Source organism: Jannaschia helgolandensis (genome assembly GCF_900109285.1).
In the GTDB taxonomy this organism is placed as follows: domain Bacteria; phylum Pseudomonadota; class Alphaproteobacteria; order Rhodobacterales; family Rhodobacteraceae; genus Jannaschia; species Jannaschia helgolandensis.
On sequence record NZ_FNZQ01000005.1, the window covers coordinates 232,843 to 250,246 of the forward strand.

Sequence of the window (17,404 nt, forward strand, 5' to 3'; positions counted from 1 at the left end):
TGCCTCCGTGGCGCTATATAATCTTGCAGAACGGCAAATGCAAGAAATTCTTGCACCCGTCACTCAGGCGACCCGGTCAGCCTCTTCGATCCGCGCGGTGCCTGCTTCCTCTTCGAAATAGCGATCGCCGCCACTCAGAGACGAACAGAAGAGGTCGGCCAAGACGCTGCCGATCCGGCGCATGTCGTCATGGAAGAGGTCCAACGTCAGCGTCTGTGCTGCGCCTCGCTCGGCGTTGAACTCCACCCGGAAACCTGCCAGCAGCGTCTTTCCCGTTCGGGCAGAATGCTTGTGGATCGATCTGATCGTCCGTCCGTCTCCATGCGCCAGGGCGTCTCGAAGCCACTTGAAGAAGTCCTCCGCCGTCATGGCCTCGAAGTCGGCGTTGATCCTGCGGTCCTGGTTTTCACGTCCATCCGCCCGGTCGACCAGCACGATCTGAGGAGCGGCTAGGGAAAGCCGCCACGGATCGTCCGTTATCAGGGTGTCCCGCATTGCTTCCCGCACGTTGTGGGCGCGATGGTCCGCCTGGTCCTCCCATTCGACACGCTGACCTAGGTTGCCAGCCACCCATGCGCGGTTCTTGGTCCAGAGCAGCACACTGCTGAACAGGGCGAAGGTCTGGGTTACGTTGAACGTCGTCTGCGGCGGCTCGTCGAGCATCGCCTTCAAACGGTTTACGATGGCCCATTCGACATGTTCGTCAGCGATACCGCCCATGTGCTGCCTCCATCATGCCGCTTCTCCTGCGTCGTCTTCGTCATCGTCTACGTCGGACGCGGTCAGGCCTGCGGCGCGTTCGGCTTCGTCACGTTCTGCGTTGAGGGCGAGGAGGCGGGCGAGGACCTCGTCCTTGAACTCGGACGGCCAGTCGAGGCGGGTCTTGGCTTGCTTGCCCTCGTCGGCGTCCTGTTCGATGTACTCCGGCTGCGCCCGGTCGGCGAGGTCGTCCCAGCCGTAGGCGCGCAGGACGGCGGCATCCATCTCGGCATGGAGTTCGCGCAGACAAGCGATATCTGAAGCGTTCTGACCGCGGTCGTGGAAGTGATTGTAGGTTTTGGTCAAACCTTCTTTACGTGAAAGCATTATCTGCGCCCTATGTTCGTCGTAAGCAAACCCAACCTTGCGCAGCTGAACTGACGATTCATGTGCAACCGGAAACGGGAATGTCTCGAAACAATCCGGTGGGCTGTAGTTCGGGGTTTCCCCCAACGTCGTGCCCCACATGAGGGCCCAAAGCTCATGCACTCGACTACTGACGACGGCAAAATCTCGCTCTTCGCCGCTGGCGGCAAGTACAATGACCTTCTCATTGAATATCGTCTTGGCTGGCAAAAAGGCGAACGCGATGTAAGTGGTAATGCGGGATATCGCTAGAACACGACTTTGGGACCGAATTGCGTTGTATAGTGCAGGGGTATACGTTCCGTACTGCCACCAATAATCTCGCCTTCTAATGGCGACAGAATACCCGCCTAGCCTGGCCCGATGCGGCTTAACTTTGTTTTCAACGATTTGTAGCAGATCAGGCCATTTCGTCGCCTCTTGGAGAGACATATTCGCAAAGTTTATAGCAAACCGCGTAGCTTTTTGCGCTGGATCAGTCGCTAGTTCTTTCCCTCCGATGAACGGCATAATTAGTTCTGCGTTGTGCGGGTTCGCACTGATTAGGTCATCCATATCTTGAAGTGTGCCGGCTTGGCCGTTTTTTTCATCATCCGAAAAGATAAAGCCCAAGCCGTAAACGTCGCATCCGCGGAAAGCTTTCTTCTTGTTTGATCGAAGCTTTTTGGCAGTGAACTCGATTGCTGAAGGCAGAAGAAAAGAATTTATACCTTCTACTGGCCTGCCATTAAGAAAGGCCGATCTTCCTTTTCCGCCGCGCTCCACGTGAATAATGCTGACAAAAACATCAGCTTCACCCGGCCATTGAATGCTCTGTTGAGCTCGAAAAATATCCGCGCCACTTTTCTTCAGCGACATCAAGCCAGCCTCGCGGGTGTCGCCTTCTGATATCGTTTTCGTCCCAACTAGGCCAAATGCGCCACCCACTCTAAGTACGTCAAACGATCTTCTCAAAAAGTGGGCAACGAGATCAACAGCTTTGCCACCGCTATCCTTGTGCGTTTCTCGAAGCCAGTCCGGATACCCGGGACCAAGCGACGGCCAGATCTTGGCACCTCCAAGAAAAGGCGGATTGCCGACGATGGCATCGAACCCGCCATTCTCGCGTTTGAACACTTCTGGGAACTCGATGGCCCAGTGAAACGGTGGAGTACCATACTCCCCATCGCGCAGCGCCGTCGCAGAAGCCTCCAGCAGGTCCCACCTTGCCGGGCGGCCCGAGAACCAGCTTTCTGCATCCGCCCGGGCTTTCTCCCGCGCCTTCGCCTTGTCGGCCGAGAAGAAGGCCGCGATCACCGCATCCCCGAGCAGCCGTACTGGCGACAGACGCGTCTCCACATGCTTGTGGCGCTGTTCCTGGATTGCACGCATCGTGTCGTCCGGTGCCGACCGGATTTCGGCGCGGGCCCGGTCCGCCTCGGCCACACGTTCGGCAACGAGCGGCCGCAGTAGAGGCAGGCCAGGTTTCGAAGCATCCCAGTTCGCTGCTGCGATCTGCTCGGGCGTCAGACCCACAAGGCTGTCGCCGCATTTCAGCGCATGGTCGAGGAAGGTGAACTCGTGATCCTTTGCCAGCGTGGCCAGCCAGAGCGATAGCCGCGCCAGATCGACCGCGCGCGCGTTCCGGTCCACGCCATAGAGACACCGCTGCGCGACAAGGCGGCGCGCATGAAGCTCCTCGTCCTCATCCGCCGGGATCTTCGGCCGCGCCTCTGGCCAGCGCGCCCAGGCATCGACCAGGCGCGAGGTGATGGCTCGGCAGGCTTCGACGAGGAACGCACCGGACCCCATTGCCGGATCGCAGACCTTGAGGTCGAGGACTTGTTCGGGCGTCGCATCCGGCCCCAGACGCTCGAACGCTGGCTCCAGCGCATGGGCGACGATCGGCGCTGTCAGGCTGCGCGGTGTGTAATGGCTACCGGTGCGGCGGCGTTCGTCCGTCGGCTGGAGGATTGGCGTTCCCGTCGCCGCAACTATGTGGCGGGGCGAGCCGCGTCCATCGACGATGTTGTCGAGTGCGGCGGCGAGATCCTCGACCGTTGCAGCAGCCTCAATCGGCTTTGCTTGCGCGGCGGTCAGGGAACGGCCCACATTCTCCTTCAGGTCCTTTATCCGGTCCTTGCCCTTTTTGTTCAGAAGATCGTCGAGGCCAACGAAGACGGGCGTCTTGTTGTTCTTACCAGCTTTGATCGCTAGCACTCGACACGGCGCCTCCTCGACGGTGAAGCCCATGACCGTCTCGTAGACGGAGCCGATCTGTTCGACATCGAGTGTGCGGTAAGAGAGGCGTTCACGCTGCTGCCCGCGCAGCTTCAGGGTCATGAGCCCTTCGAGAATGCGCAGGATGCAGCCGTCCGAGACCTGGAGGACGCGAGGGTCCTCATCCACATCGCTGCGGCCTTCGAGGAAAGGAAATTCATCCGGATCGAACAGCTTGCCGCCGCGCGCCTGGACGAAGTGGGTCGGTTGCCCTCCGTGGATCAGCCGGAACAGAGCCAGCAGCTGACCCCAGCCGCCGCGCCGTTCATCCATCGTGTCTGGGTTCAGCGCGGCTTCTTCGGCGAGGCGTGCAAAGAGGCCACGGACGGAATAGCTCGTCTCATAGATCGATCTGGCGCGGCCATCCGAGCGGGAGGGTAGCAGATCACGGTCCTCGGCATAGAGGATGAACACCAGCCGCATGAGGACCGTCAGAAGACCCTCATAGAGGTGGTCGGGATGGGAGCGTGCAAGGCCCCGCGTGAGATCAGGATCGGCTGCGTGCAGACCACGAAGGAGGTCGTGTAAAGCGCCGAGGACCTGACCGGCAAGTTCCGTGGAAACCGAAGCCTGCGCATCGCGGCTTTTCTTCAAGAGTGCGGGAAGTCGCCGTTCATCGGCATCCGAGAACAGACGGAAGCGGTCAAGGACGAGCTTCAGGCCCGCGAGCATTGGACGCCCGGCCACTGTCTCGAGAGGGCGGATCGGGAACGAGAGATGACCAGAAGTCTCGCCACGAGGCGCATAGACAAGGCGGATCACCTTGTCGGTGATCATCACACCGGCAAAGACGCCGGTGTCACGTAGAAGACGCTCGAAGCGCTGGTGAGGCGTCGCCTCCCAGCCATCGAGCTGAGACCGCGTGTCAGGATCAATTCCGGCGTCCTCGATACGTACAAGCAACTGCCAAGGCTGGTCGGCTTCGCCTAGCTCCGCCACTGCCCAATGCGGAGAAAGGGTAGTAGAATGCTCTGGCAACCTGACGATCAGTTGATCCGGGATCTCCGGGCCCTCTGCCGTACCGGCGGTGTGGCGAGCTTCCCAGCCCAGAACTTGTTCCGCAAAGGCCCAAGGGTCGAGGATCGCTGTGCCGTCGCTATCAGTGTTCAAAAGCTCGGCGATAGCACCTGTGTCTATCGGGCTCTGATGCAGTGGAGCTAGCCCCAGCTCCTTGAGAACGCTGGGCGCAATGACAAGTCCAACCGGCTGAATATGATCAAGCCACTCGAGGTCGGGGTCGCGATTAATCTCAGAAACCATCTATATCACCCTGAAACCGGCCATAGGTAAACAAGTCCGACCGGCTCCAGGCGATGGGCTCGGACCTCGTAGGATTCCCGCAGGCGTTGCGGTTCGTCTAGAAGTTCTTGTTCGAGCCGTGAAAGGCGGCTTTCCCAGTGCCTTCGATCCGCTTCGCGTTCGCGTCGCTCGTCCGGAACAAGATCAAGAGTGAGCTGGTTCGGATTGAAATCTGTTGCGGCTTTTGCGATCCTCTTGCGCTGTTGATCTAGCAAGCTTTCGAGTGACCGGGCTTCTTCTTCTCCACGCTTGACTAGCTGCGCCTTCACCGTCGACAGGCGTTCAGCCGCGATCTTCTCGAATGCAGGCGTCAAGTCGGCGATGTCTTTGGCGTAGAGCTCTTTGACCCTCGAGACTGCGGACGCGGGTGCGGCGCGCGCATTGCGCAGTGCATCCTCAAGTTGGTTTAGCGTCCTCTCTTCCCCGCTTTCTCCCAGCGCCATCAGTTGTCGGCGTTCTCGGTCCGACTCACTCCAGATCGCTGTAACGGGAATGATCTCCTCATGGAGTCTTGCCGCTCCGGAACCGTACACGGCCAAACGCCCCATTAGGACAACTCTTGGCTGGGCCCCGGGACCTTCGATAACCGATAGCCGGGACAAATTTGACTGGAATCCCTGACTGAGAAACCTCGATAGAAGTCGACGAACAAGTCGGTGTTCAAGATGGACCTGGACAACATTATCGGCGTCTCTGCCATCAGCTAGAATTGGAGGCTCGAAAGCGATCGAGCGTATAGGCGCGTTCCGTCGCCAATCTCCCAATCTCTCTCCCCGTTTTCGAGGTCTGACGCGTAGATCGTCGAATGCATCGTCCCAACCAGCGTCTCGCGAGAACGCCGGATCGCTGGGGTCGAGATGGTATGTCTCTGTCCTGCCGACGGTCGCTCCGCGAGATTGATCAAGCGACAGACCTGCGCGCGACAGTGCGGCCGAGGCGACCCGCTTGAGGTCGTCTGCATTGACGCCGACCCGCTCTCGGGATCGCTCAAGAACTTTTCTTAGATCGTCTTGTTCTTTCAGAAGACGATCATGTCGCGCTCGTTCCTCGTCATCCATCTCTGAACGCGCCCGATGAAGTCTTTCTGCATCGTTTTCCTCAGTTATTGCACGCGCAAGCGAGGCTCCTTGACCTTTCCCGATTCCACCTTCTGCCAATCGCTTCGAAATTTTGTCTTCGATCACCTTTCCAACTGAACCCAGTTCTTCGCGTATGGTCTCAGTTTTCCAAACCAGCGCATCGAGAACGATGTCAGTCTCGCGTTGAGCGTATCGAAAGTAACGGCAAAAGACTGTTTTGGCTGGCTGCAATTTCCGATCAATTCGACCATTTCGTTGCTCGAGCCTCGATGGATTCCAAGGCAGGTCAAAGTGCAGCAGATCAGAACAATGGGATTGAAGATTGATGCCTTCTCGTGCTGCGTCCGTGCAAATGAGAATTCGCAGCGGCTCAGTGCTTGGATCAGCATTGAACGCTCGTTTTACGTCTTCCCGGCGATCAGAACCCGTTGCACCTGTGAACACACCGATCCGTTCATCGGCGAGGTCGGTGGCCGAAAGTGCCTCGCGCAAACGTCGCTCTAGCCAACGTCTGGTATCCTCCCATTCTGTAAAGATAATTAGACGTCGCTGGTTCCAAGCCTCCCCGTCCAACATGTTTGCGCAAATCCAACCTACCAGCCACTCCACACGAGCGTCTGGCCGCGACAGTTGCTTCTCTGCTAGTGTGAGCATCTCATCGACGGCGGCGAGCTCAGATATCAGCTCCTGACGAGACGCATCGACAACTCCCGCGGACGAGGCCGCGCTTGCGCTTGCTTCTGCATCTTCATCGAATGCCTGCTCGGCGCTCTCGTCTTCTAGACCCAATTCAGCGCTCTCTTCAGCCGAGAGGGAGTTAACAAAACTGGCGGCTGAGTTCTCGATCCGAGCAACTTCAGTTCCGTCTAACACCTTTTGGAGGGTCACCCGATGAGCTTTCAGCGTGCGATGGAACGCGGCCACCGAAGATAGAAGGCGCTGCTGAAGCCCAACGAATGTCAGTTTGGCGATTGCGGCCTTGCCACTCGGTAGTTTGGCAATCCGCGCCATTCGAAGTTCACCATATGCGCCGAGTTGACGGGCCAATTCCAGCTCAGGTGTGCTTTCCGACAAGCCGTCGAGAATGATCGGCTCGACAACCCGCTCGGGGAAAGCCTCTCCGAGACGGCGCAGATCGGATTTCAAACGGCGAACCATCACTGGTTCCAAGTCTTTGGGACGAACTTCAACACCCCGCGTGAAGCGCTGAGGGTCAAGCATTTCGAGCAAAGCTGAGAAGCTGTTGGAGTGACCGTTGTGCGGAGTGGCTGTCAGGAACAGTCTGTGCTCAAAGCGTTCCCCGAGCTCCCTGACCGCCTTTGTAAGCTGGCTGGATACAGCGTAACGGGTACCAGCGGACGGGGCGGCATGGTGTGCTTCATCCAAGATCAGAAGCGCCCGAGCTCGAAACTCACCAAGGACGTCCCGCAAACCAGCTGCGTAGGTTTCGTCGGTCATCAATCGGTGCGAAATGATAAACCGGGAGCCTGTGGTCCATGGGTTGACCGAAAACCCTCTGGTGCGCCTGAGATCACCGACTCGTTCACGGTCAATTATTTCAAACGACAGGCCGAACTTTGCCTCTAATTCGTCTTTCCATTGAATAGTCATTGCGGGAGGCGCGGCGATAACGATGAAATCTATCCGTCGACGCAGTAAGAGTTCTCTGGCAATCAGCCCGGCTTCGATCGTCTTCCCGAGACCAACGTCATCTGCAATGAGGAGATTGACGCGTGGCAGGCGAAGAGCTTTTCTGAGTGGTAGCAATTGGTATGCATCAAGCCTGATCCCAGCCCGGAAAGGCGACTGAAGGAGGTCTCGGTCTGCGGCAGTCGCCGACTTCCAGCGGATCGCCCGGATATGCGCGGCCAAGACTTCGGGGCTGTCCGGCTGCCCGTGCCCGACGCCACTCCAGCGATCATCGTCAAGAAGCTTCCCATTGATCTCGGCATCCCAAAGAACCTCAAGCTGTTCGCCTTGTGCGTCATCAGCGATGCAGGAGAGGCCCAATGTCGAAAGGTCGCTCGCGTCACCCAACAAGGATTCGACAAGCCACTGCTTGCCTCGGACCTCGACGAAATCGCCTTGCGTAATGCCGTTACTGGGCGAGCCACTCTTCATTTTCCACTATCTCCAATCATACTGTCGGGTTTGGCCGGTGCTTGGAGAGCCGTGAGGCGATTGTACTCTTCAATTGCGATAACAACTACGACTGTCCGGCCGTACTTGTCGATTGCCACCGGTTCAGCTCGAGCGGTGTCGATCAGTCTTCCGAAGCTGTTCTTTGCGTCCCGCGCCGCCATATGCTGCATAGCTCGCCTCCTGTTGAGGTGGAGCTATTGTAGCCACCATTGAGCTGGCTTGATAGAGAGAAACGGGCTGCGAGCGGGCGACTGGCAACCCGTACTTGGTCGCTAGGAAGACGTGGATAACGCCTCGCGACTGCTGATCTCCGTATGGGTCGGCCTGATTGGATAGGCGCGAAGTCGAGCCCAGTGGGTTCGACTCCTAGTCTGCTGGGTTAGCCTTCGGCCGGTAGCTCGTCCGGGCAGCTTTGAACCTGGCGTTCGAATGCCTCGACGTCCGACACTCTGTACACGACCCGACCGCCGATCTTCAGGTATCGCGGACCTTCCTGGGCCCAACGCCAGCGTTCAAGTGTTCGGTGGCTGATCTTCCATCGGGCCGCTAATTCGATTTGACTCAGACATACTTCGCTCATTTTCGTCTCCTTTTGCGCAACTCACTTCGGTCGCAAGAAAACGAATGCGTGAGAAGAAAACCTATTCAAGTCGGTATGTTGAGTGCCCAGAGGCTATGTCCGAAACAGGCGGGGCTAGCGAAAAATGGCGCAAGCCGTCAAAGCCGAGTAGGATCCTCCGCGGTAGCGCGATGCCCATCGGCATGGGGTCGGACACTTTTCTCAAGATTTCAGGGGTTTTCGTGGCGTCTAGACTCGATCCGAAGTGCCAAAACAGCCGAATTGCGGAGTGAGTCATTCCCTCCGCCACTTGCCCTCGCTAAACGTTTCTCCCCATCCGGCTACGGCCGGATTTTCTCGTTATATTCGAGGGTTATGCGGGTGGGGCTGAGCACTGGCCCTGCCGTCGCGAGGCCCCGAAGCGGTCTCTCGGGGCCGATATTCTCCGGACCTGTTGCCTGCGCGAGTTTAGTGGATTCTATCCAAGTGTCTGAAAATGCGTTAATTTTTGACTGGCGCTGCTAATCACTTCGATTTCAGTGGCATTCGCCGCTATGGAACAGAAATCGAACGCCTGGACTATTCTCTGATGAGTGTCAGCTGGAAGTCCCGTTCGTTACGTCTTGGCTCGTCTCCCAGTCCGCGTAGGTGCGTCCATCGGGAAGCTTCCAGAGAATTCGGCCGTTTGCGCTCGCGCCGATGACGGTCGCAGCTGCGGCAGATGCGGACGTGAAGCTGTAGTCGCTTGTGAAGATGAGGAAATCACCTTCTTCGAGAAGGACGCCCTTCTCTATGAGGGTGTTCCTGAGGGTAGAGGCAACTTGCCGGCGTCGTCGGACGGTGTCCGCGAGTTGGGGATGGTCCAGCGAGGATTGCTCCCAACGCCGCGGATCAGGCAAGCCTCGACATAGCGAGCGTGGCTCTTGGTCAGGTTCTCGTCCTTGCTGATGAGGATCACAGTATCGATCCAGAAACCCTTCGCGTCTCGCCCGGCCTCATTTGAGTTGTGATACGACAGGCGAGCGCCGATGCCTTCGGACTCGCCGATGTATGCAAGCTGTCGGTCTTGAACGTCTTCGTCGTTGCCGATGAGGATATATACGCCCGGCCCGCTCGATCTCTGGAGACCAACCTGTTCACAGCGCAAGTGGACGACACATACCTCTTTGGCGCGATGTGCCGGAGAAAGCCTGGCGCTGGCCGAACTTCTCGCCCGCCGAGATTGCCTGCCGGGGCACCGGCAAACTGCTGATCAACGAACCGGCGCTAGACAAGTTGCAGGCGCTGCGCGACTGGCTGGTCAAGCCGCTGATCGTCCGCTCTGCCTATCGTAGCCCTGAGCATAACCGCGCCGTCGGCGGCGCAACCGGTTCGAAACACATGGACGGCGCGGCTTTCGACATTGCCATGTCGAACCATGATCCGGTGGCGTTCGAGGCGGCGGCACGCGCAGTCGGTTTCCTCGGATTCGGCTTCTATCCGCGCTCGGGTTTCATCCATGTCGACCTTGGCCCCGCGCGCCAATGGGGTGAGCGTTTCCCGGTCCGGGCGACCGCATTTGCAGCCGAGAACCCGCCCGCGCGAGAAGTACTGGCCGAGAGTCGCACCATGAAAGGCGGGGGAGCGGCCGGGATGGCGACGCTGGGCGCGGCGGGGGTCGAAGTTGCACAGAGCTTCCTGTCCGAGACCCAGACCGCGATCCTGCCGCTGGTTCCGCATCTCGACACGCTTCGCCGGGTGTTCATCGCGGTCGCGCTCGGCGGCATCGCAGACACGATTTACGCGCGTCTTAATGATTGGCAGCAAAGGCTGCGATGATCGCCGGGCGCCAGTTTCCTGCGGGCAGATGCCGCGCCAAGATTTTCGAGCGATCGGCCGCCACGTTGGCAGCGCCGAACATTCTCGCCAGTCGTCTTTCAGCCGAGCGCATCAGCCACGGCTTTGCCACACGTCACTGTGTCCGCCGACCCGCCCAAATCCTTTGTCCGCAATGCGGGTGCGGAAAGGACCCGCTCAATCGCAGAGACGATATCGGACGCAGCCTCCGGGTGGCCGAGATGGTCTAGCATCATCGCTCCAGCCCAGATCTGACCGACAGGGTTGGCGATGCCCTTACCCGCAATGTCGGGAGCCGAGCCGTGAACCGGCTCGAACAGCGATGGGAAAGCGCGTTCTGGGTTGATGTTTGCTGAGGGCGCGATACCGATAGTGCCGGTGCAGGCGGGGCCGAGGTCGGAGAGGATATCGCCGAAAAGATTCGAAGCTACGACTACGTCGAATCTGTCGGGATTCAGCACAAATTGCGCTGTCAGGATGTCGATGTGGTACTTGTCGACGCTGACGCCTGGGTAGTTCTTTGCCATCTCCTTAACCCGTTCGTCCCAGTAGGGCATGGTGATTGAGATGCCGTTGGACTTGGTGGCCGAGGTCAGTTTCGCTCGCGGGCGCGCTGCAGCCAGTTCGAACGCATATTTCAGCACACGATCCACACCGACCCGGCTCATCACCGTTTCCTGCATCACGACCTCGCGCGGGGTGTCGGGGAACATCCTGCCACCGATCGAGGAATACTCGCCCTCGGTGTTCTCGCGGACGATCCACATGTCGATGTCACCAGGATCGCGCCCGACAAGCGGGCATGGCACGCCGGGCATGAGCCGCGCCGGGCGCAAGCTGATATACTGATCGAACTGCCTGCGAAACTGGATCAGCGACCCCCAGAGCGATACGTGGTCCGGCACGGTTTCTGGCCAGCCTACGGCGCCGAAGAACAGGGCGTCGTGCCCGCCGATCCGGTCTTTCCAGTCGCCAGGCATCATCTGCCCATGCTTCTGGTAATATTCGCACGACGCGAAATCGAACTCGTCGAAGCGGATGTCGATGTTATGGCGCTTGGCCACAACCTTCAGGACTCGAAGCCCTTCCGGCACGACCTCCGTGCCGATGCCGTCTCCGGGAATGACCGCAATCTTCAGGTGGTTACCTGTCATCGTGTAGCTCTCATTCGTTTCGACCGCGAAGGGCCTCGATTACGGCGTTCGTGACCATGCGTGTCGTGGCATTCCCGCCCAGGTCTGGTGTGTGCAGATCAGGATTTGCGGTGACGGCTTCGACCGCCCGCATGAGCCGGTCCGCTGCAAGCCTTTCGCCCAAGTGGTCGAGCATCATCGCGGCGGTCCAGAAGGTTGCGACCGGGTTGGCGATGCCTTTGCCGGTGATGTCGAAGGCCGAGCCATGGATTGGTTCGAACATCGAGGGCGTGTCCCGTTCGGGATTGAGGTTTGCCGTCGGCGCGACACCGATGGAGCCCGAGAGCGCGGCCGCAAGGTCAGACAGAATGTCGGCGTGCAGATTGGTTGCGACGATCGTATCGAGTGAGTCCGGCCTCATCGTCATGCGCACGGTCATGGCGTCGACCAGCATCTTGTCCCAGGTGACGTCCGGGAATTCCCGCGCAACTTCGGCGGCTATCTGATCCCAGAGCACCATGCCGTGCCGTTGCGCGTTCGACTTGGTAACCACCGTGAGGAGCTTGCGCGGTCGTGATTGTGCCAGGTTGAAGGCGAACCGCATGATGCGCTCGATCCCCGCGCGGGTGAAGATCGACACGTCGGTTGCCACTTCGAGCGGCAGCCCCGGATGCGAGCGGCCGCCTTGCCCAGCGTACTCGCCCTCGGAATTCTCACGCACGATCACCCAGTCAATCTCGCCTCCATTGACATGGCGCAGCGGCGACTGGATTCCCGGCAGGACGCGTGTGGGCCGGACGTTGGCGTACTGGTCGAGCGGCTGGCAGATCGCAAGGCGCAGGCCCCACAGGGTAAGGTGATCCGGGACGTCTGGCGCCCCGACGGCGCCGAACAGGATGGCGTCGAAGGCGCGCAACTGGTCCGCTCCGTCTGCGGGCATGAACGCCCCGGTGCGCTTGTAGCGGTCAGTACTCCAGTCGAACTTGGTCACGCCGAAAGTGAAGCTGCCGTCGCGATCCGCAAGTGTGGTCAGGACTTCCAGACAGGCATCAACGACTTCGACGCCGATTCCGTCGCCGCCTATCGCGACGAGCTTGTATTCTTTTCTGGTCATTGGGTTACTTCCTTTCAGAAAAGCATGCCGGCGGGCATCCGCAGGAGCAGCACGTTGGCCATGAGCCACCAGAAGCCGAAGCAGATCAATGCGCCCGAGCCGATCCAGATTGCCCAGGTTGTCGGGGACGGCCTGTCGTAGTCAGCAATGATCATGATTGCCAAAAAAGCGGCGAGGCTGGTGACGAGAAAGCCGATCTCCGGTATCAGCAGCACCCATGCCAGCATGACGATCCCGAGGGCGATGCGCCGTATTGCGCCTCCATTGAGATCCAGCGTCTCGCCCGGTCCGCCGGCAGGCCGGCGCAGGTTCATCACGATCAAAAGAACCGAGAAGACGATGAGAGCGGCAGCGATTGCGATCGGGAATACGGCCCCCAGTGGCGACAATGCGGACGCGCCAACATAGATCACGATCCCAAGGATCACGAAGAGCCCGGCAAAGATCATTCCGGGCACGTCGCGCCGTTTCGGCTCTGGTATGGTCGCGGCTTCAGCAATCGCGAATTGCACGCCGGCTTGTGCAAGCTGGGCGCGGCGCTTCGATTTCCAGTCCGACCAGATCGGGAAAAGCAGCGTCAGCAAGGCGGCGCAGATGATGCCGATGCTGATCGGGCGCATGAAGAACATCTCGGTCAGGCGACCGGATGCATTGCCGATCAGATAGGTTTGGACAAATCCCTGCTCGGCGATCGAGCCCAGGACGAGGCCGAGCACGATCGGTGACGGCTGGAAGCCGTAGCGGTTCAGGATCCACGCAAGGATGCCGAGCCCGACCATCAGCTGCGCGTCCTCGACGTTGTCCTTTGGATAGGCGACGATCTCGCACGGAACAGCGGTCAATCGTAGTTCCGGTTAATCATGAGAAGTCGTCGTCTTTTCTGGAAACACGCCCGAGCCTTGAGAGCATACGTGCCCACTCATCTACATCGGTTGAGAGCCGAAGTGCCGGTTCGGACCGTCGCTTGTGAGCTTTTTTGGCTGATTGCGAAACCGAATTGCCTGACGGGGTTCCAGATGAATTAGGGCGCTTCTTTGCGTGTGCGTGTGGTTGCGGCTTCCGAGGCTTTTGATGTTTGCTACCTGCGTTTCTTTTCTTTCGCCTAACCGGTTTTTCTTGGGAGACGCCGGATAGGGCAATAAGTAAAAAGGCAATGCGCGTGCAGTTTAGATCCGTCCCGGCCAGGGCAGCTTGGGCTAAAACAACGATTACCTAAAAGGCACGATCGTCCGCACCACCAAAAACGGGCTCAGCCCGCGCTTCGTTGAGGGTGAAACGCCGACAATCAATCGAATGCGCGCTTATGTTGCTCCCGCCAAATCTCTCCTGCCAGAAAACACAGATCGTAGAGACTGACCGCCGATGCCTCGCGCCCGCATGTCAGCCGTTTCAGCACCGTCCGGTGCGAGGAAAGCCAGAGGCTTATGCGCGGGACTTCGACTGTCAGGTCACGGAGCTCTTCTCCGCATCGCCGTGCTCAAAGTATATACCGCGCTCGGCATACCTGTCACAGAAGCCGTGGAATACATCCGTCGGGAACGGGGCAGTCCGGCCATCAGGCAATTTGTAAAACTGATCCACGGAACTGTATCAGCGCCTTGCGAGCGACGGGTCCGGAGCGACTATACCATCCATTACGTTCGCATTGGACAGCAGCATCTCATCATCCAACTCCGCTCTTAGCGCCGCAAACCGGGTGGAAAGGTGGTCGTACATGGCCTGCCTTGCAAGAGCTGGATCGCCCGCCCCGATCGCGTTGATCAGGACCTCATGTTCGCTCAGGGTAACGGCCAGCGATGCGCCATTGCGGGCCCGGGCGCGAGCGCGCAGAGCAACCCAATCAGGGTTCGATCGGATCCGGTCCAAAAGTGCGAAGGCCGTCAACAGCGGTCGGTTGCGGGCGCAATGCGCGATCAATCGGTGCAGCGCTCCGTCCCAGAGCTCGGTCCCCTGGGGATCCGTTGCCTCGACTTGTCGATGCGCCAACATCCGCAGCCGCGCGACCTCCGCATCGGTCATCCGCAGGGCACAAAGTGCGGCGAGTTCGGGCTCGATACAAAGCCGGGCTTCCATCACCTGCAGCGCATCGGTCTCGCCCGCGATCCGAGCCGCCAGATCCCCCGTAGGATCCGACGGCTGACCCGCAAAGGTTCCCGATCCCTGCTTGCGCCAGACCAACCCTTCGACCTCCAGCGCATCAAGGGCCAACCGTACCAGTCGGCGCGAGGTGCCGAAGCGCTCGGCCAGCGCCCGCTCCGTTGGTAGCCGCCCGTCGCTCCCCAACTCGCCTGCCGCGATCAGGTCCAGCATGCGTGATTTCAGCCCCGCTTCGCTCATGACTCGACCGCGCGCGACCGGCTTGCCCGGCCCTCGGCCAGACGCAGTGCTTCGGCCTCGGCGATGGCCCTGTCGATGGGCGCGCGGTCGGGCAGGCCCGAGAAGTTCGCCGCCGTCGCCATGCCCAATGTGAAGCCCACGTAACGCTCCTGCGCGACATCCCAGAGCCGTTCCAGCTCCCCCAGCGGGTCCGCATCGTCGTCGACGCGCAAGTCAAGCCAGGCGTGGGCCTCGCCCCGATGGATCACCATGCCTGCCGCCTGTCGTCCGCGCTTGTCGCCGCCTGCCGCTTCGCCCGCGCGCATTGCCGCCAGCAGCCGCTCCGGTAATGGCCCCTCGGCGGTCATGAAGGCGCGCGAGGTTTCCGCGATCACATCCGGTCCGGCCAGCATGTTCCCTGCCACCGAGTGATCGTCGCGGATCAGGTGACCGCACCAATCGACGCAGTCCGCCCCGGTATGCGCAGCAAACCGTCCGTGGCTATCCATCAAATGCGCCTGCCGAATGGATTGCCCCGCATCGCGCGCCACGAAATCCGCCAGCACCTTCTCCGCTGCTTCCCCGGCTTCCAGTCGGGTCCGGCCTTCGGTCCCCCAGAGAGGATTGCAGAAGGCCTGACTGGCCACTGCGCTGCGCGCGCCAACGAAGGGCACGGCTGCGCCACAGGCAAAGAACTTCGACGCGACGATCAGGCCGATTTCGTCCCCGGCACGCGCGATCAGGGAATAGGTCATCGGCCCACCGCATAGGCTTGCATCAGACGCGGTGTCGCCGCCGCCCGAAAAACTCCGTTGGCCTCGCGCATGGCCGCTGTCAGCCGTCCAACCGACCACGGCTCGGCGACATGCACCGTGTGACCCCGGCTTCGCAGGTCAGCGATAACCTCGGTGCCAAACGCAGGCTCGACCATCATCTCGCCGGGCTTCGCCTCACGCGGATAGAACGAACCCTGAAAATGCATCGAATGAAACAAGGGCGCGTCCATGCCTTCCTGCAGTTCAAACCCATGATGCACCAGCCGCAGAAACCAGATCAACTGCCACTGGTCCTGCTGATCGCCGCCGGGCGTCCCGAAAACCAACCGCCGCCCGTCGTGGTGTTCGGCCAGCGAGGGCGTCAGCGTCGTGCGCGGGCGACGACCGGGTGCCAGCGAACTGGGCAGGCCCTCCTCCAACCAGAACATCTGCGCACGGGAATTGAGCGGAAATCCAAGCCCTGGAATGACCGGGTTCGACTGCAGCCATCCGCCCGAGGGCGTCGCCGCAACCATATTCCCGGCGGCGTCGATCACGTCGATATGCACGGTATCGCCACGCTTCTCGGTCAGATGCGCCATCGTCGGTTCTTGCGGCGCAGCGTCGGCGACGCCGAAATCACGCGTCGCGCGGGCAATGTAGGCGTCGGACAGATGCGCGAAACCGGGCACGCGGCCCGGTCGCTGGTCTGTGCTGGCCGTCGCGCCGATCAGCGTCGCGCGGTCTGCATTGTAGGCATCCGACAGAAGATATTCCATCGGAATGTCAGACTGGGCGGGATCGCCGTAGTAGGCTTCGCGGTCGGCATAAGCCAGTTTGATGGCCTCGATTACGACGTGGACGAAGTCCGCGCCCATCGGGTCCATTGCGACCAGATCGAGGTGTTTCAGGATGGCGAGGGCCTGCAACAGGACCGGCCCCTGCCCCCAGGCTTGCGTTTTGTGAACCGTCCAGCCGTGATATTCGTAACTCAGACTGTCTTCATAGCTGGCCTGCCATCCGGCCATGTCCTCGCGGGTCAACACTCCCCGGTGGCTTGTTTCCGAGACGTCCATCACATTGGCCTCCGCTAGATAGTCGCTTACCGCGTCCGCCACGAAACCGCCGCGCCATTCGGACCTTGCCGCGTCGATCTGCGCGACCCTGTCGTCGCCCGCGGCCTCCCCGGCTTCCACAAGCCGTTCGTAAGTCCGCGCCAGATCCGGATTGCGGAACAGGGCATGCGCCTCGGGCGCTGCGCCGCCCGGCGTCCAGACCTCCGCCGAGGAAGGCCAGTGTTCCGCGAAATAATCAGCCAACCCAGCAATGGTATTCGCCACCCGTGGCAGGATTGGATGACCGTCCCGCGCATAGCCGATGGCCGGGGCCAGGACGTCGCGCAAGCTGAACGTCCCGTGGTCGCGCAACAACAGCATCCAACCGTCAAAGGCCCCAGGAATGACCGTTGCCAACAGGCCCGATCCGGGGATCAGCGTCAGACCTTCTGCGCGGTAATGTTCGATGGTCGCCGCCGCCGGTGCGGGTCCCTGACCGCAAACCACCTGGACCGCTTCGCCCACCTTCTGGAAGATCGCCGGCATGTCGCCCGCCGGGCCGTTCAGATGCGGCTCGACGACCTGCAAGGTGATCGCCGTGGCCACGGCTGCGTCAAAGGCATTGCCGCCCCGCTCAAGAATGCCCATGCCGACAGCTGACGCGATCCAATGGGTCGAGGTGACGACGCCGAATGTGCCGCGGATTTCGGGCCTGGTTGTAAAACTCATCGT

The 17,404-nt window shown here is 60.2% G+C and carries 14 protein-coding genes; 1 reads left to right on the forward strand and 13 read right to left on the reverse strand.

Going from position 1 to position 17,404, the window contains the following annotated elements:
• Positions 1-63 precede the first annotated feature (63 nt).
• The 7 genes from BMY38_RS13795 to BMY38_RS18475 form a co-directional block, all read right to left on the reverse strand.
• Complete coding sequence (locus BMY38_RS13795) at positions 64-720, reverse strand: hypothetical protein (protein WP_092763765.1); 657 nt, start codon at positions 718-720, stop codon at positions 64-66.
• A gap of 12 nt (positions 721-732) precedes the next feature.
• On the reverse strand, positions 733-4,644 hold the full coding sequence (locus BMY38_RS13800; RefSeq protein WP_139204720.1) for an Eco57I restriction-modification methylase domain-containing protein: 3,912 nt from the start codon (positions 4,642-4,644) through the stop codon (positions 733-735).
• Between the two features lie 5 nt (positions 4,645-4,649).
• Entirely contained in the window at positions 4,650-7,883 is a 3,234-nt protein-coding gene (gene drmD, locus BMY38_RS13805) for a DISARM system SNF2-like helicase DrmD (protein ID WP_092763767.1), read from the reverse strand.
• The gene (locus BMY38_RS13810; RefSeq protein WP_092763769.1) at positions 7,880-8,074 is read right to left on the reverse strand and encodes a type II toxin-antitoxin system Phd/YefM family antitoxin; all 195 of its coding nucleotides are present in this window, start codon (positions 8,072-8,074) and stop codon (positions 7,880-7,882) included. The genes drmD and BMY38_RS13810 overlap by 4 nt, the downstream gene beginning before the upstream one ends.
• 209 nt (positions 8,075-8,283) lie before the next feature.
• A complete protein-coding gene (locus BMY38_RS13815) occupies positions 8,284-8,484 on the reverse strand; it encodes a helix-turn-helix transcriptional regulator (protein WP_092763771.1) in 201 nt (66 codons plus the stop codon).
• Positions 8,485-9,059: 575 nt separating this feature from the next.
• Positions 9,060-9,362 (reverse strand): DUF4357 domain-containing protein, encoded by a 303-nt coding sequence (locus BMY38_RS18470; RefSeq protein ID WP_245737617.1) that lies wholly within the window; start codon positions 9,360-9,362, stop codon positions 9,060-9,062.
• On the reverse strand, positions 9,254-9,610 hold the full coding sequence (locus BMY38_RS18475; RefSeq protein WP_245737618.1) for a GIY-YIG nuclease family protein: 357 nt from the start codon (positions 9,608-9,610) through the stop codon (positions 9,254-9,256). The genes BMY38_RS18470 and BMY38_RS18475 overlap by 109 nt, the downstream gene beginning before the upstream one ends.
• Before the next feature lie 29 nt (positions 9,611-9,639).
• Here BMY38_RS18475 and BMY38_RS13825 point away from each other — a divergent pair, with 29 nt between their 5' ends.
• Complete coding sequence (locus tag BMY38_RS13825) at positions 9,640-10,281, forward strand: YcbK family protein (protein ID WP_245737619.1); 642 nt, start codon at positions 9,640-9,642, stop codon at positions 10,279-10,281.
• A gap of 98 nt (positions 10,282-10,379) precedes the next feature.
• Here the strand turns inward: BMY38_RS13825 and BMY38_RS13830 are convergent, their stop codons facing one another.
• From BMY38_RS13830 to BMY38_RS13855, 6 genes are all read right to left on the reverse strand, one after another.
• A complete protein-coding gene (locus BMY38_RS13830; RefSeq protein ID WP_092763775.1) occupies positions 10,380-11,453 on the reverse strand; it encodes a tartrate dehydrogenase in 1,074 nt (357 codons plus the stop codon).
• Positions 11,454-11,463: 10 nt separating this feature from the next.
• The gene (locus BMY38_RS13835) at positions 11,464-12,546 is read right to left on the reverse strand and encodes a tartrate dehydrogenase (protein ID WP_092763777.1); all 1,083 of its coding nucleotides are present in this window, start codon (positions 12,544-12,546) and stop codon (positions 11,464-11,466) included.
• Between the two features lie 14 nt (positions 12,547-12,560).
• On the reverse strand, positions 12,561-13,325 hold the full coding sequence (locus tag BMY38_RS13840) for a tripartite tricarboxylate transporter TctB family protein (protein ID WP_092763871.1): 765 nt from the start codon (positions 13,323-13,325) through the stop codon (positions 12,561-12,563).
• A gap of 811 nt (positions 13,326-14,136) precedes the next feature.
• Positions 14,137-14,856, reverse strand: a complete 720-nt coding sequence (locus BMY38_RS13845; RefSeq protein ID WP_217638818.1) for a FadR/GntR family transcriptional regulator — start codon at positions 14,854-14,856, stop codon at positions 14,137-14,139.
• A 23-nt stretch (positions 14,857-14,879) separates the two neighbouring features.
• Positions 14,880-15,617 carry a DUF1028 domain-containing protein gene (locus tag BMY38_RS13850; RefSeq protein WP_092763783.1) on the reverse strand — a complete coding sequence of 246 codons (738 nt, stop codon included), beginning with the start codon at positions 15,615-15,617 and terminating at the stop codon, positions 14,880-14,882.
• Positions 15,614-17,401: a gamma-glutamyltransferase family protein gene (locus BMY38_RS13855; RefSeq protein WP_092763785.1), complete on the reverse strand. Its 1,788-nt coding sequence runs from the start codon at positions 17,399-17,401 to the stop codon at positions 15,614-15,616. The genes BMY38_RS13850 and BMY38_RS13855 overlap by 4 nt, the downstream gene beginning before the upstream one ends.
• Positions 17,402-17,404: the final 3 nt, after the last annotated feature.